Source organism: Methylacidiphilum kamchatkense Kam1, assembly GCF_007475525.1.
In the GTDB taxonomy this organism is placed as follows: domain Bacteria; phylum Verrucomicrobiota; class Verrucomicrobiia; order Methylacidiphilales; family Methylacidiphilaceae; genus Methylacidiphilum; species Methylacidiphilum kamchatkense.
The window spans coordinates 2,095,836-2,118,788 of the sequence record NZ_CP037899.1; the positions used below are offsets into that span (position 1 = coordinate 2,095,836).

Consider the following 22,953-nt stretch of genomic DNA (forward strand, 5'->3'; position numbering starts at 1 on the left):
TAGGTAAAACTTATCAGTAATCTAGCTTAAAAAAAGACAAACATATATAGTGGCTTTTACTATCTATCCAGTCAAAAAATCCTCTTCAAAAACTAAGACGTTGGCATCCAAACAGTCGCTGCTTTTCTCTTTCCTTCTAAGCAATTCTCCTAGAAATTCTTGCGTGATCCTTCCCTCCTCCACGTTGAACGTTAACTATTTGGCTCCTTTGGAACTTAAAAGCTTTACTTTTGGCTTGATAAGCCCGTTGCATCCTAAATAAGAAAGTAATGATAAGTGGCAGCAGGGCTAAAAAATACCTTCCAAAGAGTGGATAGCCGTTTTGTGAGTATACTCTTTGTTAGCTGCTTAGAATTTTTCTCATCCGCTCATGCCCTTCCCTAAAAACAAATAACCGATTTTTTATTAGCTATAAAAAATTACAAATCCCTACGGCTTTTTCTTGCTCTGAGTCAGACCTATTTCGCCAACCGCAATGCAACTTTCAGTCAACCTCAATGTTGAGGCAAATGGACTTTTTTAATGAATATTTTTTATTCATCAAATTATATAAAGAAAAAAAACAAATGTGTATCTTGCCACTTTTCAAAAGATACCTAGAATTAACACAACATGCATTTTGCAAAATTTTTAGACAATAAATCGATTCCACCACTTTGGATCGAACAGATGGAGCGGTCAAGCTGTGGGGTAGGTTTTGTAGCGGATATCCATGGAAATTCGACTTACCATATCTTAGATACCGCCCTTCAATGCGTCTGTGCCCTTTCTCACAGAGGTGCTATTGATGCTGATATGAAAACAGGCGATGGGGCTGGAGTCATGACCAAGATTCCCTATGATCTCCTGCGTCCAGAAATAGAGAAATCAGGGCACCATCTTTTTAAAAACGAAGATTTGGCTGTCGGATTTTGTTTTCTTCCCGCTAAAGATCTGTATGCGCAAGTCCATTGTAAAAAAATTATAGAGGAGACTGTCCTTGAACATGGCTTATATATTTTGGGATGGCGTCTTGTTCCCATCCATATGGATGCTCTTGGTGACAAAGCTCAAAGAACCTGTCCTCACATCGAACAGATTCTCTTGGCAAAACCTCTAGATCGCTCTCTAAACTCGTTGGCTTTTGAACAGCTCCTTTTTCTATGTCGGAAGAAAATTGAAAATAAAATTGCTAAACAAAATATTAAAGATTTTTATATTCCTTCCTTTTCTTCTAAAACAATCGTATACAAAGGGCTTTTTGTCTCTCCTCAACTCCAAAAATTCTACGCGGATCTCCACGATCCTCTTTTCAAAACTCCTTTCGCTATTTACCATCAAAGGTATAGCACGAACACTTTCCCCTCGTGGTTTCTCTCACAGCCGTTTCGAATGCTTGCCCACAATGGGGAAATCAATACGATTCAGGGGAATCGATTATGGACCAAGGCAAGAGAAAAAGCGCTTGAAATGTGTGAACCTTGGGGGAATGAGATTGAAAACCTGCTTCCAATCATACCACCTGGAACAAGTGATTCAGCAAGTCTTGATCATGTTTTTGAGTTCCTCACTCTTTCCGGAAGGGATACGTTAGAAGCTATCCTCATGCTTGTTCCTGCTGCATGGCAGGCTGAAAAGCACATTCCTGAAGAGCTAAAAAATTTTTATCTCTATCATGAACTCTTTTCAGAGCCTTGGGATGGTCCTGCAGCGCTAGTATTTAGCGATGGAAAAATTGTCGGTGCTTGTCTGGATCGCAACGGGCTGCGTCCCTCCCGGTTTAGGATTACTTCCGATGGTTTGTTTATTCTTGGATCTGAAGCAGGGATCGGAAAGATCGATGAGAAAACTGTCCTTGAAAAAGGAAGACTTGGTCCAGGAGAAATCATTGCCATTGATCTCGAAGCTAAAAAAGTTCTTAGGGATAAAGAAATTAAAGAACAGGTTAGCTCTAAATACCCTTACAGTTTGTTCTTAAAAAACTCTCAACGCAAAATAGGAAAAAGAATTTTCTTTGCAGATCCTCTCCAGAATGACCCCGAAGAACTTAACAAAAAGCTTTTGTGTTTTGGATATGACGAAGAGGAAATACAATATGTTCTAAAACCGATGGCTCAAAAAGCTGAAGAAGCGGTTGGCTCCATGGGAGATGATGCTCCAATTGCAATTCTTTCGGACAAACCGAAAATTCTTTATTGGTATTTTAGACAACTGTTCGCCCAAGTAACCAATCCACCAATTGATCCCATACGGGAAAAACTCGTGATGTCTTTAGAAAATTGGTGTGGCCGACTGCCGCAATGGCTTTTTACAGGTCCAATAGACCACGAAGTCATTCGTCTAAGCTCGCCTTTTCTTTTCAATGAAGAGCTTGAAGATTTAAGATCTAGGCCAGAGTCATCCTTGCAAGCAAGGACTATCCAATGTCTTTTCCCTATCAATGGTTCAGAAGAAGCCTTTCTATCTAGGCTCTGGGAAATTAAAATGGAGGCTGAAGAAGCCGCTGACGAAGGCATAGCCATTCTCATTTTGTCAGACAAAGGACCATCCAAAGAGCTTGCTCCTCTCCCTATGCTGCTTGTGGTGGGGGCCGTTCATCATCACCTGATTAGGGTTGGGAAGCGGACCAAACTCTCTATAATATGCGAAACGGGGGAATGCCGCGATGTTCACCATTTTGCTTGTCTTATCGGCTATGGGGCAACAGCCGTAAATCCATACCTGTGTCTGGAGCTTTTTTCTAGTCTTCACCAAAACGGTGCATTTGGCAATTTGACAAGAGAGGAAATAGCTAAAAACTACAAATCGGCGATTGAAAAAGGGCTGCTAAAAATTATGTCAAAAATGGGGATTTCAACGATCGCCAGTTATCACGGCAGCCAACTTTTTGAAGCTCTTGGAATTGGAGAAGAAGTCATCAATGATTGTTTTGAAAATACTCCTTCTCGCATCGGTGGTCTGACGTACAGGCAAATAGCCAAAGAAGCTATCCAAAGGCATGAGCTGGGATTCAGGGACCAAGCTCCAAAACTGATGGATTTGGGGTATTACCGTTATAAAAGAGAAGGAGAAAAACATGCTTTGATTCCTCAAGCTATTCATCCCCTTCATGTTTATGTTGGATTAAAAGGCAAAGAAAAAGCAGGACAAATAGAAGAGTATAGAAAATTTTCCAACATCATCCTGTCAAACGGTCCTATTTCAATAAGAGACTGTTTAACCTTTCGGCAACAAACCCCCATTCCATTGGAAGAGGTGGAACAAATTGAAGAAATCAGGAAAAGATTCACCACGGCTGCCATGTCTTATGGTGCCTTATCACCTGAAGCTCATGAAACTCTATCCATTGCTATGAATAGGATTGGAGGCAAATCCAATACAGGAGAGGGAGGCGAGGATCCGGACAGGTATAGTCCTTTGCCTAATGGGGACTCGAAAAACAGCCTGATTAAACAAGTTGCCTCCGGAAGATTTGGAGTGACAGCTGAATACTTATCAAATGCGGCTGAAATAGAAATCAAAATGGCTCAGGGATCAAAACCTGGGGAAGGAGGTCAAATTCCTGGTTTCAAAATCGATGAAGTAATTGCCAGACTCAGAAGGAGCACTCCTGGAGTTCCTCTTATCTCCCCTCCCCCTCATCATGATATTTATAGCATCGAAGACCTCTCTCAGTTAATTTATGACTTAAAACAAGCAAATCCACGGGCAAAAATTTGTGTCAAGCTTGTCTCCGAAGCTGGTGTTGGAACAATTGCTGCTGGGGTTGCCAAAGCCCATGCTGACATCATTCTGATCAGTGGCAATGAAGGGGGAACGGGAGCCTCCCCGATTTCTTCTATAAAATATGCAGGAACCCCTTGGGAATTAGGGGTAGCCGAAACCCAGCAAGTTCTCATGCTCAACGGACTGAGGAGTAGAGTTACCTTGAGAACAGATGGAGGCTTAAGAACGGGAAGAGACATTGTCATTGCAGCGATCCTGGGTGCCGAAGAATTTAACTTTGGAACCATGGCCCTTATTGCAATGGGTTGTGTTTATGTCCGTCATTGTCATCTAAATACTTGTCCCACGGGCATTGCTACTCAAGACCCAAAACTAAGAGCACGCTTTAAGGGAACTCCTGAAGGCGTTATTGCCTATCTCAATGCCGTTGCTCAAGAAGTCAGAGAAATATTAGCCAGTCTTGGAGCTCGGTCCTTAAACGAAGTAATAGGAAAAACAGAGCTTCTTGAACAAAAATCATTTCCTAATCACCCCAAATCCCAACTTTTGGATCTTCGTTCGTTACTCTGGAAACCCGAGGGAATGGAAACAGAACCTCGGTATCATACGTGGGAAAGAAATGATCCCCAAGGCGATCGGCCGCTGGATGAACTGCTTCTTCAACAAGCTAAATCCGCAATACGGACCAGAAAATCCGTTCTTATAACCCATAAGGTTAAAAATGTTAATAGAAGCATTGGCACCCAGCTCTCTGGGACTATCGCTTATCTTTACGGTGACACTGGTCTTCCTGAAGGCACTATCCAACTTAATCTATCAGGATGTGCTGGACAAAGTCTTGGCGCCTTCCTGGTCAATGGAGTTAACATTCGCCTTGAAGGAGAAGCCAATGACTACGTTGGGAAAGGCATGAGTGGCGGTGAAATTGTTCTTAAAGCCCCAGATTACGCTTTGTTCAAGCCTGAAGAAAACGTAATCTGTGGTAATACGGTGTTATACGGGGCAACGGGCGGTAGATTTTATGGTTGCGGAAAAGCTGGAGAAAGATTCGCCGTTAGGAACAGTGGAGCAACTGCAGTCATAGAAGGCATAGGGGATCATGGATGTGAATATATGACTAGAGGGAAAGTTGTCGTGCTTGGAAAGACTGGTAAAAATTTTGCAGCAGGAATGTCTGGTGGCATTGCTTATGTATACGACGAAGATGGCAGTTTCCCGGACAATTGTAACCTGCAGATGGTTAGACTGGAAAGATTTTCAGACGAGGATGAAGCTAAAGACCTGCAACAGTTAATTTATTTTCATTTTGAAAAAACTGGCAGTACCAAGGCCAAACACATTCTTGAGAACTGGAAAAAAGCAAAAGCTTTATTTTGGAAAGTCGTCCCCTTGGAGTCACCTCATACGGGAAAACCAAAGACTGTGGAAAAACCTCAAAGGAGCATTTTACAGGAATCAAAAATTTGAGAACTTCGAGGGCATAACATCGTATTGCCTCTGCTGAAATCACCCTAAGTGCTCAGAGATTGTGAGAAAGCGGTGTCATTTTTTCCCGTTTTATCTTTTCTAATCAGCGCAAAAGGCTTAAGCCTGGTTTACTGGTCCGCTAATCAAAAAAGCTAAGAAATATGTTCCTTTTAGGCTAGATTATTGACTTTGCAAAGGTGGAACAGGTTGATTCTTTGTTGAATCTTTTTTCTCTTCTTGGGATGGTGTAGGATTGATATCCTTAAGAGGTGGTGGCCTATATCCCTTTGGAGGAATGATTAATTCTTGACCTGGTTTTAGGCGATCATCTTTTAATTCGTTGATAGCCATCAGTGCTTCAACTGTGACCTTATACTTTCTCGAAATCTTCCAAAGACTATCTCCTTTTTTTACAACATACTTCACTTCGGTAGGTTTTTTCGTAGAACTGTCAACAGATTTTGTTTTAGAATCAGAGGGCTCCGTAGCTTGCGCAACCGAAAGAAACAAAACAAAGACAATGAAAAAAAGTGGCATGCTTTTATCATATCTTAGCGCCTTTTTTTTCAAAGTAGAAAATATGTTTTTTTTACAATTTCCTTAAAAATTTAATAGATACTACCAAGGTTTAAAACTCTGCAATCAAATTAGCAATTTGAAATATCTCCAGGATAGAATCCATCGGAGATTTAATTTTCTGAAAACACACTTTAAGTCTTTAACCCAAAGACTGATCTAGACTATTAGATTATCCGATTGGCATATTAGATGAGCTGTTAGATTTGAGTCGATACTACAGTTTCAAATGTTCAAAAGTCCTATTGAACGGGTTTGAAGGAGAGGACACATTTGCTATCCAGCGGTAGTTCCTTAAGTTTCATTAATCTTGCTTTTGCTAGACTAATATTAGATTTGCTATCTTGCCGTATGATGCTTGTCTGGGCTCAGGGTCAAGATTTTCTCAGACTTCCTCATTCCCTCATCTATGCTTGCGTACCAAAACACTTGAGAATTCCCATATAAGAGTGGATGATACGTTCACAGTTGGGTTCTGGGATTCTAGTTCCATACGCAATCCATTCAAACCCCAATTCCTCAAGAGGAAGTATAAGTGTTTTCACTACTCAGTCCATAGCCCTTACATAGCTCATATATTGAAAACTAATACCCAAGAGCGATCACACCCTTGTTCTATCTTTTATCACGAAGAGATTTGCCATTTGCTAGATTTAAAAAATTAGTTAGAAGTATTCCAAAGAAAGAATAATATCATATTTGCTCCAATAATATGGGCTTTGGGATGGATGGATATTCTTATTGGTATTATTGGAAAAGGAAATTAGCTCTTTACAAAAAAGATCTCAGTTCTTATACCAGAGAATCTTCTTGTTTTTTAAGATCTAAAATTTGCCAAATTATCCTTTGGACCTTTTATAAAAAGATTTTTAAAGGAGAATGGAGTCTTTATCTTGATAACGGATCGAAATTTATTTACCGCTCTGAACAAGGTTTTATCCCCCTATCCTTTTCTTTTTCTGGAATTACTGATTATAGAGAGATGAAGTTCCTAAGTCGGTTTTTGAGAGAAGGAGATTATGTTTTCGATTGTGGAGCCAATCAAGGTCTTTATAGCATCTACATGGCAAAACTTGTTGGGGAAAAAGGGAAGGTTGTTGCCATTGAACCTTGCGAAAAATTTATTCAATCTCTTAATAAAAATAAAAATGAAAATAAATTTTATTGCATTGAAGTCCATCCAGTTGCTGTTGCTAACAAGGAAGGAAAAACATTCTTTCTTGAAAACGGTCCCTACAGTCGCCTAGATCCAAAAAATACAAAACCTTACCGAAAGGCAGTCGAAGTAAGATGCCTTGAAGATCTTCTTGACGACAGAATTCATTATGTATTTGGGAAAATTGACGTCGAAGGAGCTGAACTTTTTGTCCTTCAGGGACTGAAAAAAATGCTTAAAAATGCAAATCCTCCTGCTATTCAAATAGAAATAACAAACTTGACCAAAGACTATGGATATTCAGCCCACGATCTTAAAGAGTTTCTTTTAGCCTTCGGCTATCATATTTATCTTTACACTCCATGGTCTAACACTCTCATATGTAAAAAAGAACCCTGGAAGCATTGTTTAAACTCTTTAGCCATCCATCAAAGGGAAATAGAGTTTGTCCAAAACCGACTAAAAGATAAAAAGCACAGTGAATGAGGTTCGTTAAGATGCTTTAATATACTATTTCAATGGGTATGGGAATAGCTAAGGAAGCTTTCGAGGCTAGGACCAAAATCCAGTGCCCTTGAAACGTTTGATGCCATTCCAAACTTTCTTTGCTGTTTGTGTGACAACAGATGGAGATTATCCTTTTACTTTTTCTGTAACTGCCTACTCCTCTTACCCAGCTTCTATTTTTCTATTATGCATAATGACTTCGAAACACTTATGCAGCTTATCTAAGGCAGATCCTTATGGATTTTTGCTTGAAAAAAGTTGCATCGTCTTTACAACCCCAAGAACCTTGTTTAATTCATGGGTTCTTAAAAGATCCGTTTTGCCTAAAATGGCGAGCACGGCGAAAAAAGCTTCCGCAGTCCTTACTTCATCTTGAAAACACTCAAAGGCATGAGGCAAGGCATGGCAAATTGGCCAACCAAACTTTCGAAGTCGAAAAGTATGAAGAAATATTTCCATTTGCCTTTGGATTCGGGTTGGACCATCGAGGAGATTGGGATAATAAAATCCAAGACCTGGATCTAGCCATATCTTTCTTACTCCACACGACAAAGCTTCTTCAACCCGTTTTTCAAAATAAGGGAAAAGTAAACTTAGTGGATCATTGGGAAGCTCAATCGGTTGGACTTCGCGAACATTATCACCTCGAACAAAGTTAATAATCACTCCCCCGTCATAGTCAGCCACAACTTTAAAAAATTCTTTTAAATTATCCCCCTTTGTAAGATTTAAAATAGCAGCTCCTGCCTTAAAACAGCCTTTGGCTACATTAAGATGATAGGTTTCCACAGAAATGAGTGTGCTTGTAGTCGATACCTCTTTAATAATAGGAAGGAGCAGTTCAAGTTGTTGGATATCATCAATCCTTTGAGCATACGACAAAGAAGACTCAGCACCAATATCGACTATATCCGCTCCAGAGGCTTGGAGAATGTTCACCTTTCGTATTGCCGCACTTGTATCTAAAGCCACACTTTCGCGGTACCAAGATTCTGAGGACAGATTAATGACTCCCATAAGATTTGGCTTATGAGGATCAGGAAAATATCTTCCGCGAAGCTCAAAACGACGAACTTCTTTAGAATACTCGTTGGAATGCAATAAATATAATTCAGAGAGATAAGATAACGTCAGCATGAGATTTTCACTGAAGCCGTGTTAATCCCTATCCTATAGTTCCTTTCGTGCTTGGGATACGCTCAACACATGCTGGCTCTAAACAAACAGCCATCTTTAAAGCTCTTGCCAAGGCCTTAAAGGTGCCTTCAATCAAATGATGCGTCTCTTTACTTTCCAATATATGGATATGAAGGCAAAGTCTAGCATGTGTGACAAAGGCCCTTAAAAATTCTTCCAAAAGTTGTGCTTGGAAATTACCAGCAGAGAGAAAAACTAGGGGTAAATGGTCAGGGGATCGAAAACAAAGATAAGGCCTTCCGCTGATATCAATCGCTGAGTGGACTAGAGTTTCATCCATAGGTAAAAGACAATATCCATAACGAGCAATTCCTTTTTTATCGCCCAAAGATTTATTAAGAGCCTCGCCAAGAACAATGCCACAATCTTCTACTGTATGATGAAAATCAACTCCAAGATCCCCTTTACATTCAAGGATTAAATCGAAGGAAGCATGATAGGCAAAGAGTTCAAGCATGTGATCAAAAAACCCAATACCCGTCTTTATTTCGCTTGTCCCTTTCCCATCTAGGGTCATTTTTATGGAAATGTCCGTTTCCTTTGTTTTCCTTTGAATTAATGCAGTTCTTGAAGCAATCATTACGAGTTAATTAACCTATTGGAAAGCTATTTATAGAAATTTAAGGCCTTTTTGGCTCTACTTTGAGAAACATTTCTTGGTCCATAATGTTGAGATTTTCTAGAAAATTATCTTGGAGTACATCAATGGCTTCTTTCTATCTGAAGCCTAAGGCCATTTCCACTCCCTGAAACCTTTGCTATCATACTCTAGCAAAGTAGTCAAGCGTTCATATTGAATAGTAGGAGGCAAGAAGAAAACTCTCCTTTTTCACTAAGGCTCCAATATAAATAGCTAGGAAAAAAAGAAAAACTTTTGTATTTCTTATTTTTTAATTGTGTTTTACAAACCTGTGGCTATGGGAAAGAAAAGCTTCTATAATGTCCTCTTATTTCTTTTTTTGTTTTATAATATTTCTATGAGTGGAGGGAGTTATCCCAATATCACAGCTCTACATGGAGAAGCTCTTCCCCCATCCTTTGATGACTTGTATTTAAAAAGTAGCAGAGGAAACAAAAAAAATGAAACATTGAGTTCCAGAATCTACTTAATAACCTTGAATTCTGTTGGAATGGATACGGGAAGTTTTCCTGGTGGAGGGATATATTCTAGTGCTGCTGCTGTTAGTAAAATTATAAGCCAAGCATTGGAAATTCCTCTAAAAATCCCTTATATAGCCGACTTATATGATTGGCTTAGAGCTCATGCAATATTGATTAAAAAACCATCCGAACTGATTTCTGGAGATATCATTATTTCTCCTTCTTCCAGAGATGTTCAAGGTCATGTGGGAATTATAGGAGAGATGATTTCAGAAAGACCTGATTTTGCTATCTATTCGAATTCTCTTGATAGCTGCTTATTTTTGAAGAATTGGACTCTTTCAAGATGGAGAGAATACTTTGAAAAAGATCTCAAGTTAAATGTTTATTATTTTCGTCTTCTCAAACCACTTCCTCAATCTACTTCCAACGGGCCATGAAATACATCATTTCTCTTTTTTTTCTTTTCTTTCTTGTGCATCATTCCCTTTCAGGGAAAGAAACACCAGTACTGCTGCCCAACATTACCCCAAGACTTGCAAAATTCCTTGAAAGTCTTCCTCAAAATGCTCAAAATGAAATCACAAGTTCATTTAAAGAAACCCTCTCTTATGACCTCATAGGCGATAAAAAAGTTGAAGCCGAGCCTTCTAAACGAATTATTGAAATTGATGAGACCACCGAAGCGGGCCATGGGGTTTTAGTTTTCGAATTGACTCAATCGGGTAGCCGTTTTTTATTTCTTAATGATCTGCCCTATAAGATTCCTCTCCCTAACTTATCGCATGCAGAACAGTTTACTATCGCTCTGATTTTCGCTGAGCATGAAAAAGCAATTTTTGTGGATAGAAATTGGGGAAGAATGTGGTTCGATCCTCCTTCAGCAATGACCGACATTCAAAAAGAAGCCTACAAAAAGTTGGGGTTGATACAGGACGAAAAATGATTGAATGTTTTTGCAGAGTAAATAGGTAGTTTTTTCCCTTCTTCTTTTTATCCTTAATGTATTTTCCTTATGAATTTGAAGCAACATGAACTTGTCAAGATTTTGCATCAGAACTGGCTAAACGAAAAGAAAACGGCAAGAGCCTATAGAGATATTGCAGAAATAGAAAAAAATCCCCACAAAAAAGAAATTCTCTTAAAACTAGCTGAAACGGAAGAAAAACATGCTCTTAAATGGGAGCAAGAACTCAAAGCGTTGGGTCAAAGTTGTGAAGAAACGGATTTAAAATTCAAAAGAAGCATTGAAAAGTGGTTAAATCAAAATTTGGGTATCTGGAATGTAGTGAGAAGAATGGAAAATGCCGAAGCAAAAGATGAACTGAGGTATTTGAAACAAAAAGAATTGTTTAAAGGATCGGCTAAGCTAGAGCAGACACTTGAAGAATTAGCAAAAGATGAAAAGAGTCATGTCTCCATTTTACATAATCTCATCAAAAAAAGTCCTGCACCAGAAAACAAGATAGATACTATTTTGACTAGGGAAAAATGGCACGGTAAAGGAGGGAACTGGATAACCGACTCCATTTATGGCATTAATGACGGATTAGGAGCTGTTTTTGGAATAGTCTCTGGTGTAGCTGGGGCTACAGAAAACCAAACCCATTACATCCTCATATCTGGGCTTGCCGGAATGATTGCCTCATCTTTGTCTATGGGGGCGGGAGCTTATCTAGCTGCCAAAAGCCAGAAGGAAGTATACGAAGCGGAGATTGAAAGGGAAAAAAGAGAAATTGAAGAAAATCCGCAAGAAGAAATAGAAGAAATGGCGCTTTTTTATCAGCTACAAGGCTTTAACGAAGAAGAATCAAAATGGATCGCAGAAAAGCTGTACCAAAAGCCAGAACATTTTCTTTCGGCGATGGTTAGCTCTGAGCTTGGTCTTTCGCAAGCTACCTTTCCAAAGCCCTGGAATGCTTGCCTATCGGCTGCTATTTCAACGGCTCTTGGCGCTTTTATCCCTTTGGTTCCTTTTTTCTTTCTATCAGGAATATACGCCATTTCCTTTTCCTTTTTTATAAGCCTAGTTGCCCACTTTCTTGTAGGCGCTGCAAAAACTCTTGTTACAGCAAGAAATTGGTTCTTTAGTGGTCTAGAAATGACAGTAGTGGGTGTGATCGAAGCAGTTGTTACTTATTCTCTTGGACTTCTTTTCCGATTGCCTTCATAGTGATTAGAAAGGATTAATTTTCAACTAAATTCAAAATCGGTTCAAGGGTTTGATAAAAAAACTGGTCTATTTTTGCATAAAAAAGAGGTGAAAATTCACAATGCCTGCCGTTATTTTGCTTCCCTGCCTCTTTAAAAAAACCAATCGGACACAATCATTTTTAAATAAATGTCTGGGCATATTGTATCCTCGTTCTTGATCTGTCCTAACTTTAGGAGAACATCCCCTGACCCTTTTTTCTAGATGCCATCCACAGAAATACAATTTAAAAGAAAATTAGCTTTCAATGAAGACTTCTACCGGTCTCTTTGCCAGGATTCTTTTGTCCTTTACTGACAATTTACCCAATGAGAAGATCGTCTATTGTTCTTGGCCCTTTTTCTGTTCTAACAGGCAACTAACTATAAGAGACCAGACAATATAACAACACATTGCAAAGGGAAGCTGCAAAGCCAAAGGCATCGCAAAAAGAAATGTAGTAGCGGGGATCCAAATGATCCAATTAGAAAGAAGCAACGGAGTTCCTTCTTTCATATATATCAAGGGATTCCAACATTTCCAAAATGGGAAAAACTGATATCTAGCTTCTTTCCACTTGAAAAGAGCCATAATAAAAGGGAGCCAAAAAAAAGGAGTATAAAGGAAATTGTCTACAAAAACCTTGCAGATAATCCCATGAAATGAAGGTTCCTCACCAAAAAGCAAGCCAACCGCTTTAAAGACATAGTTTGAAAAGAAAATACTGAGTCCAAAAATAAAAGCTTTGTAAACCGAGGACTCAAGATGGTAATACCGGACTTTGCCTTTTTCCCATACTATCACATGTAACAATACTGCAAGGGGTCCGCAGCAGATCGCATTGACACTAACTGTAAACCAAATCCCTTTTTCTCTGTTTAAACGTTCTAGATGCTCCAGTAATTCCTTAACTTTCCATCCCTGATAATAACCAATCGTAAGAAATGCAACAAAGATGCCGATAATTAACGCTGGCAGAAGATTTTCTTTAAAGACTGCTTTAATCTCCCCTTTCTTTTGAGAACACCAATCTGAAAGAAAAGAATGAGTGTTTTCCCTACTAAAGGCCATATCCATTTGGATTTTTCGCTTAAAGCTGCACGCAGACCGATTTTGTTTGGAGGTAATTTTCCAAAACTTCATGTCCCATTTCTCTACCCCAGCCTGATTGTTTGTACCCTCCAAAAGGAAGGGCTGGATCATCAACATTATAGCAGTTGATCCATACTGTCCCCGCTTTGATCTTTGCAGCAAGCCGATGAGCCTTGGAAATGTCTCTTGTCCATATCCCTGCAGCCAAGCCATAGATAGTCTCATTAGCCATTTTGATCAAATCTTCTTCCTTTTCAGCATCAAAAGGTAGGGCGCAGACAACTGGACCAAAAATCTCTTCTTGATAAACCTTCATTTGCGCATGGACATTAGTCAGCAGAGTCGGAGCAAAAAAATAGCCTTTTTCTCCTATTCTTACCCCTCCACAGCCTACTTCTGCTCCTTGGCGAATGCCCGACTGCACATATGAAGATACTCTTTGGAGCTGTTCGGCAGAGATCAAAGGACCAATTTGACTATTTGTATCAAATCCAGAACCTACCCTTAGCTCCTTGGCCTGTTGAGTTATGGCTTTTGTCAATTCCTCATAGATTTTCTTTTCAATGAAAAGCCGGCTCCCAGCACAACAGTTTTGACCACTATTTATAAAAGCCGCGTTTGCCGCTTCGCCAATCGCTTTATCTAAGTCTGCATCGGCAAAGATTATATTGGGGGATTTGCCTCCAAGCTCTAAGGTTAGTTTTTTTAAGTTCCCAACCGCTGCTCTCACGATGCTTTTGCCTACTTCTGTAGAACCCGTAAAGGCCACTTTGTCGATGCCGCAATGATTGGCAATCGCTGCCCCAGCAGGTTCACCAAATCCAGGAAGAATGTTCACAACTCCTTCTGGAAATCCCGCTTCCACAATCAACTCTCCAAGTCTAAGCGCCGTAAGGGGCGTTTGTTCTGCAGGCTTAAGAATTACTGTACAGCCCGTTGCTAAAGCTGGAGCCAGCTTCCAGGAGGCCATGAGAAGAGGATAATTCCATGGAATGATTTGTCCCACTACACCAATGGGTTCTTTTAATGTATAGGCCAAATAACGATTTGGACTAGCTAAAGAAAAGGGGATGGTGTTCCCTTCAATCTTGGTAGCCCAGCCAGCCATGTAACGGAACAATTCGATCGAAGCAGGAACATCCGAGCTTTTTGCAGCATGAAGCGGTTTGCCGTTGTCTAAGGATTCAATCTGGGCAAGCTCTTCGGCATGGGTTTCCATCAGGTCGGCAAGTCTCATCATAAGCTTAGAACGATCGGATGGAGATATCCTTGCCCATGTTCCATGTTCAAAAGCTTGCCTAGCGGCATTGACAGCCCGATCTACGTCTTCTTTTCTTGCCTCATATACTAAAGCAAGAATTTTTTCGGTTGCCGGATCATATGTCGGAAACGTATTTCCAGATAATGATTCTACCCATTTTCCATCAATTAACATTTTTTTTGGAGAATCTTTCAAAAACGTTTCTACTTCAGGCAATACAGTTCTATTATCCATTGTTACCTCCAGATCGTTTATTTTATTATCGTTTATTTTATTATAACATTTCATTTATTATTCGTATAACCTCATTAGCCTTCTTGTAGTTACATGGTAATAGTTTACCGTTTTTATCTATACGGTCGTGATGATGAATAATATAAGGTTCGATTTCATCAGGTTTATAATAAGGATGAATTGGATACGCTGTTTGAAAATTCATTGATATAGGCAAAGGTTGTATCGGAATTTTTGTCTTTTGAAGCATGAGAGAAAAAGCTATTTCATCTGTATAATAAGATTGTTTTTCAATCGTCTTAAATTTTGGATACGCTCTAATTAAATCATTAATACAGTTAGCCCATTCATTCTTTATAATGTCTACGTACATTCTAGGTATAATCAGCACACCAACATTATAATGCGGATATGTTAATTTATCGAGTGATTCCGTATTATATATTTTTAATGGTATTTCTAGATTATAATATTTAAATAACTGAATATAATCTTCTAAGGAAAAAAGAGAAAGATAGTCATGATAATCTATTTTTGCAAGAACATGATACGATGTTATATATGATGAATAATCTCTAGCTATTACTATATCATTATCAAGTACTATAAGATAGTCATATTCCTTCTGTATTTCAAATATTCTCAGATTATTTGTGTGTGGATATTTGGCATTGAACGGCTTGATTATCTCAACTTCTACATCCATTTCCTGAAATACTTTTTGATATTCAGGACGAATCGTATTAACAAAACAGACCACTGCTGGCGATTTAGCAAGACGTCCACCAAAAAGTCGTAAGCTTTTAAAAAGTATTTTACTTTTTTTATAATGCTCCTCGTTATTTTCCGCAACACAAGATATTAATATCTTTGAATACGATTTCATTTTATCTCTTTAAGGCATTAACTATAATTTCACTGATTAGGTCTACCGTCGACACGGCAAGGTTATTATACAATGGCAGGCAGAGAATTCTTTCAGCTATATACTCGCTTACTGGACATATACTTCTTTTTTTCATAAAGGAAAGATGATTAAGTGAAGGATAAAAATAACGTTTAGGATATATCCCCCTTTCTTTGCATTGAGATACTATCCATTCCAGAATTCCTTTTTCAGGAAATATTACCGGATAATAGGAATAATTATATTGAGTTCTTTCTGCTATTTTCTGTTTTTTAATTGGCAAACCTTCTAAATTTTTATCATACCTCTCTGAGAGTCTTTTTCGTTCATTGATAATTTCTTTTACATGAATCAGATTGCATAATCCCATAGCCGCGTGCAATTCTGAGTTTTTTGCGTTAATTCCTAAACTGCATATCGCATATTCATCGGCAAAACCAAAATTCCTCATCATACGCAGTTTTCTTTCTATTTCCTTTGATCTAACAACCAATGCTCCACCTTCAACAGTATGAAATATTTTTGTAGCATGAAAGCTAATAGTAGTGATGTCACCATAAGCAAATATAGGTTTATCATTAAAATAAGTACCGAAAGCTTGAGCTCCATCATAAATGATGTTTAATCCATATTTTTTTCCTATTTCTTCTATTTTCTCCACATCACACGGATTTCCAAATATATGAGGAACCAGAATGGCGCTAGTTTTGCTCGTAATTGCTTCTTCGATTAAGGAAGTATTGATGTTCAATGTGTCAGAAAAAATATCAACCATTTGTGGCTCACATCCTTCCCATAAAATTGCTGAGGTTGTAGCGATAAAACTAAAAGGAGAAGTAATAACTTCTCCCTTTATGTTCAAAACTTTAAGTGCAAGTTGTAAGGCGATTGTTCCATTTGAGACATATACGATATAATCTAAATTAAGATATTCTTTTAATCTAACCTCAAATTCTCTAACCATAGGTCCATTGTTGGTCAACCATTCTTTTTCCCATATAAGTTTTAGATAAGATAAATAACGCTCTATTGGAGGTAAAAAAGGTTTTGTCACTGTAATATTCATATGCATCACATTATTAAAAATGTAGTTAATTTTATTGCTGAAAAATAAAAAAAATATTAAAAATTTTCTATATTATATATATGTAAGAATATTTTATATATATGTTAATATTTTTTACATACATTACATATACTTTTTATTATTCCTTGTTCAATAGATACCAACATAGCATACTGAAAAAAGTTATCATAAAGCTAAAAGATGAATATTTTTTAATAATTAGTTAATGTCTTATTCATATTTATATTGCTTCTTAGATTGCTTAGTGAAAATTACAATTTAAGGAATCAATTAATGGCAAATGAATTATTGGAAAGAACAATATAGTGCCTATTAGGAGACATACGAAATAGCGGGAAGTTGGATCAAAGATAAAAAATTAAAAGAAAGGATGAAATTTAGAGCCATACATTTCTAGTACTGATCCAGTTAGTCTTGAAGACAGGGAAGACAAAAAACATGGAAGAGTCAGAAAAGAATTGGTACTTAATGCTTGTGACCAAAACTAGACCACACTATCCAGTCTCCAGGCTGCAACTTCACAGGAGCCTTCCCGGGGGCAGATACATGATGCGTTTGGGAAACGACACCACCTAACCATAGGCGATAGGGTGCATGGTAAACACGCCCATGCTGTCCCTGTGATCCTTCAATCCACAGGTTTTGTACCGCTAGCCCCTCTTTGGGCTTATGACAATAACTGCCTTCAGCACTGCGACTGGAGATGCTATGCTCCCCCTCAGTGATGTACACAATATGGTCTTTTCTTAACTTCTGGTGAAATATCTTTGCTTCTTCCCACCGGCTCATGCGCAGGCCGTGGTAACGGCCGGTATGATTTTTTCGCATCACCCACTGGGTTGTCGAAAAAAACAACTGTATGGCCCTTCTTTACAAAGTTCGATCATTTGGCCTCAACTCGAGTACCACAAGTCAACAGATGATGCTCGTAACGCAGCATGAGCCTGCCTCTGGCTCTTCCAATTTCCTCCGTCATCATAGGAAACCTTGTAGGGGTAGAGGATGTTTTCTATCTCCCCAAGCCTTACGGGCCAATGGGGGAAAAATCTATAAACTTGAATTTCTTTTTGCCTCTTTCTCAAAGCACCCTGCTAAATTGTCAATTGCTCTTCAATTGTTTTTTCCCTTTTTTTATTTTTCTTTATTTTTAATGTAAAACCTTCCTCCTTCCTTCCCTTTTCACTCATAGTTCATAGATTTTTATAGAAATCTATTGGACCTTTTGGTCTTTAACTTAATGAAATAACGATGAAACGATTCCTCATTAGCATAGGTATTCCAGTCTACAATGGAGAAAGATTCTTAAGGGAATCGATCAAAAGTGCCCTGTCGCAGAGTTGGAGTGAAAAAGAAATTTTGGTAGTCGATGATGGTTCGACAGATTCGACGCAGTCCATCATTAGATCTTTTCAAGGAAATATCCGGTCATTTCGCATTGAACACCAAGGAGTCTCAAAAGCACGCAATGTGATTCTTAAAGAAAGCAAAGGCCTTTGGATTCAATATCTAGACGCAGATGATTATCTATTGGAAGATAAAATAGAAACCCAGATTAAGGAATGCCCTAATATTCAAAAATATGATGTCTTGCTAGGGGATTGCTCGTCGAAGAATGGGAAAGAGGCCAAAGAAAAAAGAATTGTTTTCAACCTGAATATCTTACGCACACTTATTTGGATCCCTTCATCCAATGGTTCAATAGGTATAATCCAAATGTCGCCGGCTGCCTATTTTTAAGAGAAGCGTTATTGAAAATTGGAGGTTGGAATGAATCGCTGAGGTTTGGGAGTGAAGACAATGAGCTTTACATGCGCATTTTCCAATCTAGTCTCCGATGTTTTTGGACTTGTTCAAAAAGAGCGGTGTACAGAGAAAATTGGACAACAAAAAGTTTGTCTAAAAGTTATCCTGTTGAGGTTTTAAGAACAGAAATTAAGCTTTTTGATCAAATGGTTGAATGGCTCCAACAAAAAAATATGCTTTCGGAACAACGAAAATTAGCAGCCTGTAGAGCCTATTTCAGAATCTTGGAAGATCTAGCCCTTTTTCGTTATGATGAAGCTTTGGCTACATATTCTCGACTTCTCCAACAAAATGTTCTTCCAATGAAGCAATGGTATAGAAAGTTCTCAAAAAGCTGGATTGGCAGAATATTTGGCTTCCCAATGAGAAGTTGGTTGAGAAGATACTGCTTTGCAGCAAAAAGAATAGAAAAAAAGATTATAAAATAATCTTTGTTTTCCTATAATCCAATAGCAAAAGGCTTTTTTGGTTGTAGTCCCTGTTTTCTTTAGCGTGTTATTTCCATGCATAGATCATGGTGGTCTGTTCTGTCATCGGCTCACTATAAACAGAATATCCTTTGTCTTTCAGAAAATTATGGAGCAAAAAGGGAGAACATTCGGGATGTGAGATATGATGAGCCTCAAGAACAATACGATTAATCCGATCATAGATTTTGGATGGACAATGAAAGAGAATTTCATATTCAGCTCCTTCACAATCCAGTTTGCACAAATCACATTTTTCAATCTGATATTCGCTAAAAAGATCTTCTATAAGATAGGATGGAATCCGAATTTTTTTTGATATGTTCTGACTAAATGTAGAAAGAACAGAGCTTAGAACTGGGAACGGACCCTCTGAAGCCAGAAAAAGGTCAACTTCATTTCTCTCCGAATATATAACTCCTTTTTTAACGAAGAACTGTGTTGTTGGATTCATCTGATGAAGGGATTCCATCCATCGAAGGTTTTCTTCAATTGGTTCAATTGCAATTACTTTTGAATTTGGAAATTGGCTAAAGACAAAATACGAAAAAAGTCCAATATTTGAGCCGATGTCTATCACAGTCAATTTTTCTTTATTAGCCCAACTCCAAAAATTAGGCCAATAGATTCTCAAAGCGAATATTTCTTCAAAGAGATTATCCATCTTTGATTTAGGAACAGCAATTAGGATCTGATGATTCCTACATTTAAAAACAATAGGGTCTGAAAGCTTTTGAATAGGATTGGCGCCTTTTCGCTCTTTTCTATACTGAAAGTAAACTGGCCAATTTTCAAAAGTTTTAACCACATTAGCATACCGGATGAGCCGCTTATTCCAACTCATTGACAAAATCCCTTACTGTTTTAGTCCTCTATCAAAGGCTTGCTTCTGATATGGACATAGATTTTAATTCAACATTTCTTTCAAATCCATTATCGATTTAAATATTCTATCTAAAATAAAACAGCAGAACTTTGGCTTGAGCAGAGGGGAAAACTGTAAGACCTTTTTTATTCACATTCTTTTAAGCCTAGAACTCACTTTTTGTAGACGATGCACAACTCTTGTTACAGCAAGAAGTAGGTTCTTTAGTGATATCTCTTCGACTTCTTTTCCTATTTCCTACATAGTGATTGGTTTAAATTTCGGCTATATTCAAAAATGGTTCAATAGTTTGATAAGAAAAAACCGGTCCATTTTTGCATAAAAACAGAGGACCAAATTGACAATGTCCACAAGACCCAACAGCACACCGCATATTTCTTTCCATTGAAAAATAAATGTTCTCTTTAGCTATTCCATATTTTAAGAGAGTATAAGCACAAAAACGCATCATAGGCTCAGGACCGCACACGAAAACTATAGTGGAAAGAGGATGAAATTGCGCTTGAGAAATAAGATTAAGTACATTGCCAATATGACCATTCCAGGTTCTAGCTGTTGCCAGTTCTACTGCAATTTTTACCGAAATATCTTTTCCCCTAGAAAGAGTCTCTAGTTTATCCTTATAAAGTATGTCCTGTGGGGTCCTTACTCCATACAAAAGAGAAATCCTTCCATAACTAGACCGATTTTGTACAAAAAAAGGAATTGTTGACCAAAGAGGAGGAAGACCAATTCCCCCAGCAATAAGAAGGATATCTTTGGTCGATGCTTCTTGGATTGGCCAGCCATTGCCAAAAGGACCACGAATGCCTAAAATATCCCCTTCTTTTGCATGCTCAATTGCTCGAGTAACACTGCCAACAGAACGAACGGTCAAAAAATATTTTCCTTGGCCCTCTCCATTCCCAGCAATCGAAAGAGCCGCTTCGCCTACCCCAAAAACATAGACCATTAAAAATTGTCCAGGCTTAAAAGTGCATTCATTTTTTTCTAATGGGGAAAGCCAAAGACTAACCACTCGAGAACATTCAACAACTTTCTTTTCGATTATGAAAGCCTTAGGAAGAAGAGAATCAGGAGGTTCGGAAACAGATTGGCATTCCTTTGCTTTCATTGGGAAACGCCTTCTTTTGATTGCACTCTTAAGGCCGCAACCTCTTCAGTAATATCAATTCCAACAGGACACCAGGTTATACAACGGCCACAGCCGACACATCCAGACATTCCAAACTGATCAATCCAACTTGCCAACTTATGACTTAACCATTGCCTATATCTTGATTTTATCGATGATCGAACACTACCTGAAGGCAGATGGCTAAACTCCATGCTATAACAAAAATCCCATCTTCTCCATCTTTCCGCTTTTTGTTCGTTTAAAGATACTGAATCTTCTATTGTCCAACAAAAACATGTAGGACAAACCAATGTACAGGTTGAGCAAGCAATACATCTACTAGCAACATCATCCCAGCGGGAATGCTCCCAATTGTTATAAAATAGTTCTTTTATTCCCGCTGTATCCATTACTTTTGTCATTTGAGTCTTGGCATTCTCAATAACACGAGCAGCAAAGAGAAGATCTTCTTCTTTTACATCTCTTAAAGGTAAAGAGCTGATAAGCTTTTCGCCTCTAGAGCTTCCAATTTCAATAAGGAAAAAGTGTTGTTGTTGATCAATACATTCTGTCAACGCCAAATCAAATCCTCCTTCTGCTTTAGGCCCCGTTCCCATAGACAAACAAAAGCAACAACTTGAAGATTGTCCACACTGAACTACAATGACAAAAGCCTCTTCTCTTCTTCTCACATAAGCCTTGTCTCGAGATTTTCCTTCAGAGAATATCTTGTCTTGAATCAAAGCAGCATGAAGATCACATGACCTTACTCCTAAGAAGGCATATTTCTGTATTTGCGGATTTTCCTCAACAAAAGTAAGACGGCCCGCTTTTTTATCAACCGTCAAGAGGCGTTGTCTTGGAGGAAACAAATATTTTTTCATGCTCTGAAAACCGACATTATAACCAAAAAGAGCTTCATCTGGTCGTCTTTTGATTTGGTATTTCCCCGCCTCTTGAATATCTGTCCATCCAATGGGTAGATCCATTTCGGATTGAATTTCTCCATAGCTAATCGCAGTCTCGCTCAACACAGGTCCAATGATGGTATATCCTTCTTGGTGCAATGCATCGATGAGCTTACCAAAATCTTGCCTTTGCAGTACCTTCTTTTTTTCTAAAAACATAATGTCAGCCATTTCGGTTGAATTTAGGTTGTTTTCTTTTTTTCTAAACCAGATATTGAAGGGCTCGGATAAACAGATAGGGCATAAACATATTGGGCTCTTTCATAGCTAGAAGGATCCGTGCAATTTTTCTGACTCAAAATTCCCCTGATTGACTCCACTGAGGGATATCCTTTTTTTTCCATCCATTCAATGATCCCATTTTTAATTGTTTTCAAATAATCTATGCCATGAAAAAGAAGTGCTGAGCAAAGTTGAACAGTTGTAGCACCTGAAAGAATGGCTTTCAAAGCGTCACTGGCAGACAATACCCCACCTGTTGCCGAAAAATCTAGCTTAATTCTATCGTATAAGATCCCTATCCAAGTAATCCTCAAAAGAAGTTCGTTTTCGGTACTGAGAGCAATTCTAGGTTCTACCTGCAAGTTTTCTAAATCAATATCTGGCTGGAAAAAACGGTTAAAAAGAACCAGGCCATTGATTCCTGTTTTTGCAAGCTCTGTAGAAAAGGATAAAATATTAGTAAAATAAGGACTTAATTTGACTGCAATGGGTATCTTTATAGATTGGCGACAGGCTTTGACGATCTCTAAATATTTTTGTTCCAAATCGGAAGAACTCATAGCGGGATCACAAGGGATAGAATAAATGTTGAGTTCCAAAGCATCAGCTCCTGCTTGCTCCAAAAGCTTAGAAAACTTAATCCATTGCCCTGGACTTTGAGCATTTAAACTGGCAATTACAGGAATACTAACTGTTTCTTTGACCCGTCTTAAATGATCAAGATAGTATTCAGGGCCTATCCTTAATCCAGGGATTTCAGGAACATAACTTAAGGCTTCAGCAAAAGATTCGCTCCCTATTGTTAAGGATCTTTCCAAATGGAGGGCTTCGTTTTCAATATCTTCTTCAAAAAGGGAATAGAGCACTATGGCTCCTGCTCCGATTTCTTCTAAAGCCTTGACTGTATCTAATGATTTGCTCAGTGGAGAAGCTGAAGGAATAAGAGGAGATGACAACTGCAATCCCAAATAGGTTGTTTCTAAACTCACACTCATTCTTTTCTTCCTTT

General features: G+C 38.4%; 19 protein-coding genes. 7 read left to right on the forward strand and 12 right to left on the reverse strand.

From position 1 onward, the window contains the following. Positions 1-612 precede the first annotated feature (612 nt). Positions 613-5,172 (forward strand): glutamate synthase large subunit, encoded by a 4,560-nt coding sequence (gene gltB / locus kam1_RS09605; RefSeq protein ID WP_039721435.1) that lies wholly within the window; start codon positions 613-615, stop codon positions 5,170-5,172. 180 nt (positions 5,173-5,352) lie between these two features. Here the strand turns inward: gltB and kam1_RS09610 are convergent, their stop codons facing one another. Beyond that, complete coding sequence (locus tag kam1_RS09610) at positions 5,353-5,709, reverse strand: LysM peptidoglycan-binding domain-containing protein (RefSeq protein ID WP_052250477.1); 357 nt, start codon at positions 5,707-5,709, stop codon at positions 5,353-5,355. A 763-nt stretch (positions 5,710-6,472) separates the two neighbouring features. Between kam1_RS09610 and kam1_RS09615 the strand changes: the two genes are divergently transcribed. Further along, positions 6,473-7,390 carry an FkbM family methyltransferase gene (locus kam1_RS09615; RefSeq protein ID WP_235277212.1) on the forward strand — a complete coding sequence of 306 codons (918 nt, stop codon included), beginning with the start codon at positions 6,473-6,475 and terminating at the stop codon, positions 7,388-7,390. Between the two features lie 255 nt (positions 7,391-7,645). Here the strand turns inward: kam1_RS09615 and kam1_RS09620 are convergent, their stop codons facing one another. Both kam1_RS09620 and hisB read right to left on the reverse strand, forming a co-directional pair. After that, positions 7,646-8,548 (reverse strand): dihydropteroate synthase, encoded by a 903-nt coding sequence (locus tag kam1_RS09620; RefSeq protein WP_039721438.1) that lies wholly within the window; start codon positions 8,546-8,548, stop codon positions 7,646-7,648. A gap of 28 nt (positions 8,549-8,576) precedes the next feature. After that, positions 8,577-9,188 (reverse strand): imidazoleglycerol-phosphate dehydratase HisB, encoded by a 612-nt coding sequence (gene hisB, locus kam1_RS09625; RefSeq protein WP_079254250.1) that lies wholly within the window; start codon positions 9,186-9,188, stop codon positions 8,577-8,579. A gap of 337 nt (positions 9,189-9,525) precedes the next feature. Between hisB and kam1_RS09630 the strand changes: the two genes are divergently transcribed. The 3 genes from kam1_RS09630 (at position 9,526) to kam1_RS09640 (ending at position 11,882) form a co-directional block, all read left to right on the forward strand. Beyond that, complete coding sequence (locus kam1_RS09630; protein ID WP_039721584.1) at positions 9,526-10,149, forward strand: hypothetical protein; 624 nt, start codon at positions 9,526-9,528, stop codon at positions 10,147-10,149. Continuing rightward, on the forward strand, positions 10,146-10,655 hold the full coding sequence (locus kam1_RS09635) for a hypothetical protein (protein WP_039721439.1): 510 nt from the start codon (positions 10,146-10,148) through the stop codon (positions 10,653-10,655). The genes kam1_RS09630 and kam1_RS09635 overlap by 4 nt, the downstream gene beginning before the upstream one ends. 69 nt (positions 10,656-10,724) lie before the next feature. Further along, positions 10,725-11,882, forward strand: a complete 1,158-nt coding sequence (locus kam1_RS09640) for a VIT1/CCC1 transporter family protein (protein WP_052250478.1) — start codon at positions 10,725-10,727, stop codon at positions 11,880-11,882. A 360-nt stretch (positions 11,883-12,242) separates the two neighbouring features. Here the strand turns inward: kam1_RS09640 and kam1_RS09645 are convergent, their stop codons facing one another. From kam1_RS09645 to kam1_RS09665, 5 genes are all read right to left on the reverse strand, one after another. After that, positions 12,243-12,977, reverse strand: coding sequence for an Mpv17/PMP22 family protein (locus kam1_RS09645; protein WP_039721440.1), 735 nt, complete (start codon positions 12,975-12,977; stop codon positions 12,243-12,245). A gap of 13 nt (positions 12,978-12,990) precedes the next feature. Then, entirely contained in the window at positions 12,991-14,487 is a 1,497-nt protein-coding gene (locus tag kam1_RS09650; protein ID WP_039721586.1) for an aldehyde dehydrogenase family protein, read from the reverse strand. 40 nt (positions 14,488-14,527) lie between these two features. Beyond that, positions 14,528-15,373 (reverse strand): hypothetical protein, encoded by an 846-nt coding sequence (locus tag kam1_RS09655; RefSeq protein WP_039721441.1) that lies wholly within the window; start codon positions 15,371-15,373, stop codon positions 14,528-14,530. Position 15,374: 1 nt separating this feature from the next. Further along, positions 15,375-16,460: a DegT/DnrJ/EryC1/StrS family aminotransferase gene (locus kam1_RS09660; RefSeq protein WP_039721442.1), complete on the reverse strand. Its 1,086-nt coding sequence runs from the start codon at positions 16,458-16,460 to the stop codon at positions 15,375-15,377. A gap of 486 nt (positions 16,461-16,946) precedes the next feature. After that, positions 16,947-17,309: a hypothetical protein gene (locus kam1_RS09665; protein ID WP_152606291.1), complete on the reverse strand. Its 363-nt coding sequence runs from the start codon at positions 17,307-17,309 to the stop codon at positions 16,947-16,949. A 420-nt stretch (positions 17,310-17,729) separates the two neighbouring features. Between kam1_RS09665 and kam1_RS09670 the strand changes: the two genes are divergently transcribed. Next, positions 17,730-18,218, forward strand: a complete 489-nt coding sequence (locus kam1_RS09670) for a glycosyltransferase family 2 protein (RefSeq protein ID WP_143958422.1) — start codon at positions 17,730-17,732, stop codon at positions 18,216-18,218. Between the two features lie 155 nt (positions 18,219-18,373). Continuing rightward, on the forward strand, positions 18,374-18,712 hold the full coding sequence (locus tag kam1_RS09675; protein ID WP_172616769.1) for a hypothetical protein: 339 nt from the start codon (positions 18,374-18,376) through the stop codon (positions 18,710-18,712). A gap of 67 nt (positions 18,713-18,779) precedes the next feature. Here kam1_RS09675 and kam1_RS09680 read toward each other — a convergent pair whose 3' ends face one another. From kam1_RS09680 to kam1_RS09695, 4 genes are all read right to left on the reverse strand, one after another. After that, positions 18,780-19,595 (reverse strand): FkbM family methyltransferase, encoded by an 816-nt coding sequence (locus kam1_RS09680; protein ID WP_039721446.1) that lies wholly within the window; start codon positions 19,593-19,595, stop codon positions 18,780-18,782. 295 nt (positions 19,596-19,890) lie between these two features. After that, the gene (locus kam1_RS09685; protein ID WP_039721447.1) at positions 19,891-20,751 is read right to left on the reverse strand and encodes an FAD/NAD(P)-binding protein; all 861 of its coding nucleotides are present in this window, start codon (positions 20,749-20,751) and stop codon (positions 19,891-19,893) included. Beyond that, the gene (locus kam1_RS09690) at positions 20,748-21,881 is read right to left on the reverse strand and encodes a 4Fe-4S dicluster domain-containing protein (protein WP_052250486.1); all 1,134 of its coding nucleotides are present in this window, start codon (positions 21,879-21,881) and stop codon (positions 20,748-20,750) included. The genes kam1_RS09685 and kam1_RS09690 overlap by 4 nt, the downstream gene beginning before the upstream one ends. A gap of 23 nt (positions 21,882-21,904) precedes the next feature. Then, positions 21,905-22,939, reverse strand: a complete 1,035-nt coding sequence (locus tag kam1_RS09695; protein ID WP_079254252.1) for a dihydroorotate dehydrogenase-like protein — start codon at positions 22,937-22,939, stop codon at positions 21,905-21,907. Between the last annotated feature and the right edge of the window lie 14 nt (positions 22,940-22,953).

What these genes read in the sequence shown, in the direction of transcription:
- kam1_RS09650 (WP_039721586.1), bottom strand. Translation starts at nt 14,487, where the DNA reads ATGGATAATAGAACTGTATTGCCTGAAGTAGAAACGTTTTTGAAAGAT.
- kam1_RS09655 (WP_039721441.1), bottom strand. Translation starts at nt 15,373, where the DNA reads ATGAAATCGTATTCAAAGATATTAATATCTTGTGTTGCGGAAAATAAC.
- kam1_RS09630 (WP_039721584.1), top strand. Translation starts at nt 9,526, where the DNA reads ATGGGAAAGAAAAGCTTCTATAATGTCCTCTTATTTCTTTTTTTGTTT.
- kam1_RS09690 (WP_052250486.1), bottom strand. Translation starts at nt 21,881, where the DNA reads ATGTTTTTAGAAAAAAAGAAGGTACTGCAAAGGCAAGATTTTGGTAAG.
- kam1_RS09640 (WP_052250478.1), top strand. Translation starts at nt 10,725, where the DNA reads ATGAATTTGAAGCAACATGAACTTGTCAAGATTTTGCATCAGAACTGG.
- kam1_RS09660 (WP_039721442.1), bottom strand. Translation starts at nt 16,460, where the DNA reads ATGAATATTACAGTGACAAAACCTTTTTTACCTCCAATAGAGCGTTAT.
- kam1_RS09665 (WP_152606291.1), bottom strand. Translation starts at nt 17,309, where the DNA reads ATGCGAAAAAATCATACCGGCCGTTACCACGGCCTGCGCATGAGCCGG.
- kam1_RS09680 (WP_039721446.1), bottom strand. Translation starts at nt 19,595, where the DNA reads ATGAGTTGGAATAAGCGGCTCATCCGGTATGCTAATGTGGTTAAAACT.
- kam1_RS09670 (WP_143958422.1), top strand. Translation starts at nt 17,730, where the DNA reads ATGAAACGATTCCTCATTAGCATAGGTATTCCAGTCTACAATGGAGAA.
- hisB (WP_079254250.1), bottom strand. Translation starts at nt 9,188, where the DNA reads ATGATTGCTTCAAGAACTGCATTAATTCAAAGGAAAACAAAGGAAACG.
- kam1_RS09615 (WP_235277212.1), top strand. Translation starts at nt 6,473, where the DNA reads ATGGATGGATATTCTTATTGGTATTATTGGAAAAGGAAATTAGCTCTT.
- kam1_RS09645 (WP_039721440.1), bottom strand. Translation starts at nt 12,977, where the DNA reads ATGGATATGGCCTTTAGTAGGGAAAACACTCATTCTTTTCTTTCAGAT.
- kam1_RS09610 (WP_052250477.1), bottom strand. Translation starts at nt 5,709, where the DNA reads ATGCCACTTTTTTTCATTGTCTTTGTTTTGTTTCTTTCGGTTGCGCAA.
- kam1_RS09685 (WP_039721447.1), bottom strand. Translation starts at nt 20,751, where the DNA reads ATGAAAGCAAAGGAATGCCAATCTGTTTCCGAACCTCCTGATTCTCTT.
- kam1_RS09620 (WP_039721438.1), bottom strand. Translation starts at nt 8,548, where the DNA reads ATGCTGACGTTATCTTATCTCTCTGAATTATATTTATTGCATTCCAAC.
- gltB (WP_039721435.1), top strand. Translation starts at nt 613, where the DNA reads ATGCATTTTGCAAAATTTTTAGACAATAAATCGATTCCACCACTTTGG.
- kam1_RS09695 (WP_079254252.1), bottom strand. Translation starts at nt 22,939, where the DNA reads ATGAGTGTGAGTTTAGAAACAACCTATTTGGGATTGCAGTTGTCATCT.
- kam1_RS09635 (WP_039721439.1), top strand. Translation starts at nt 10,146, where the DNA reads ATGAAATACATCATTTCTCTTTTTTTTCTTTTCTTTCTTGTGCATCAT.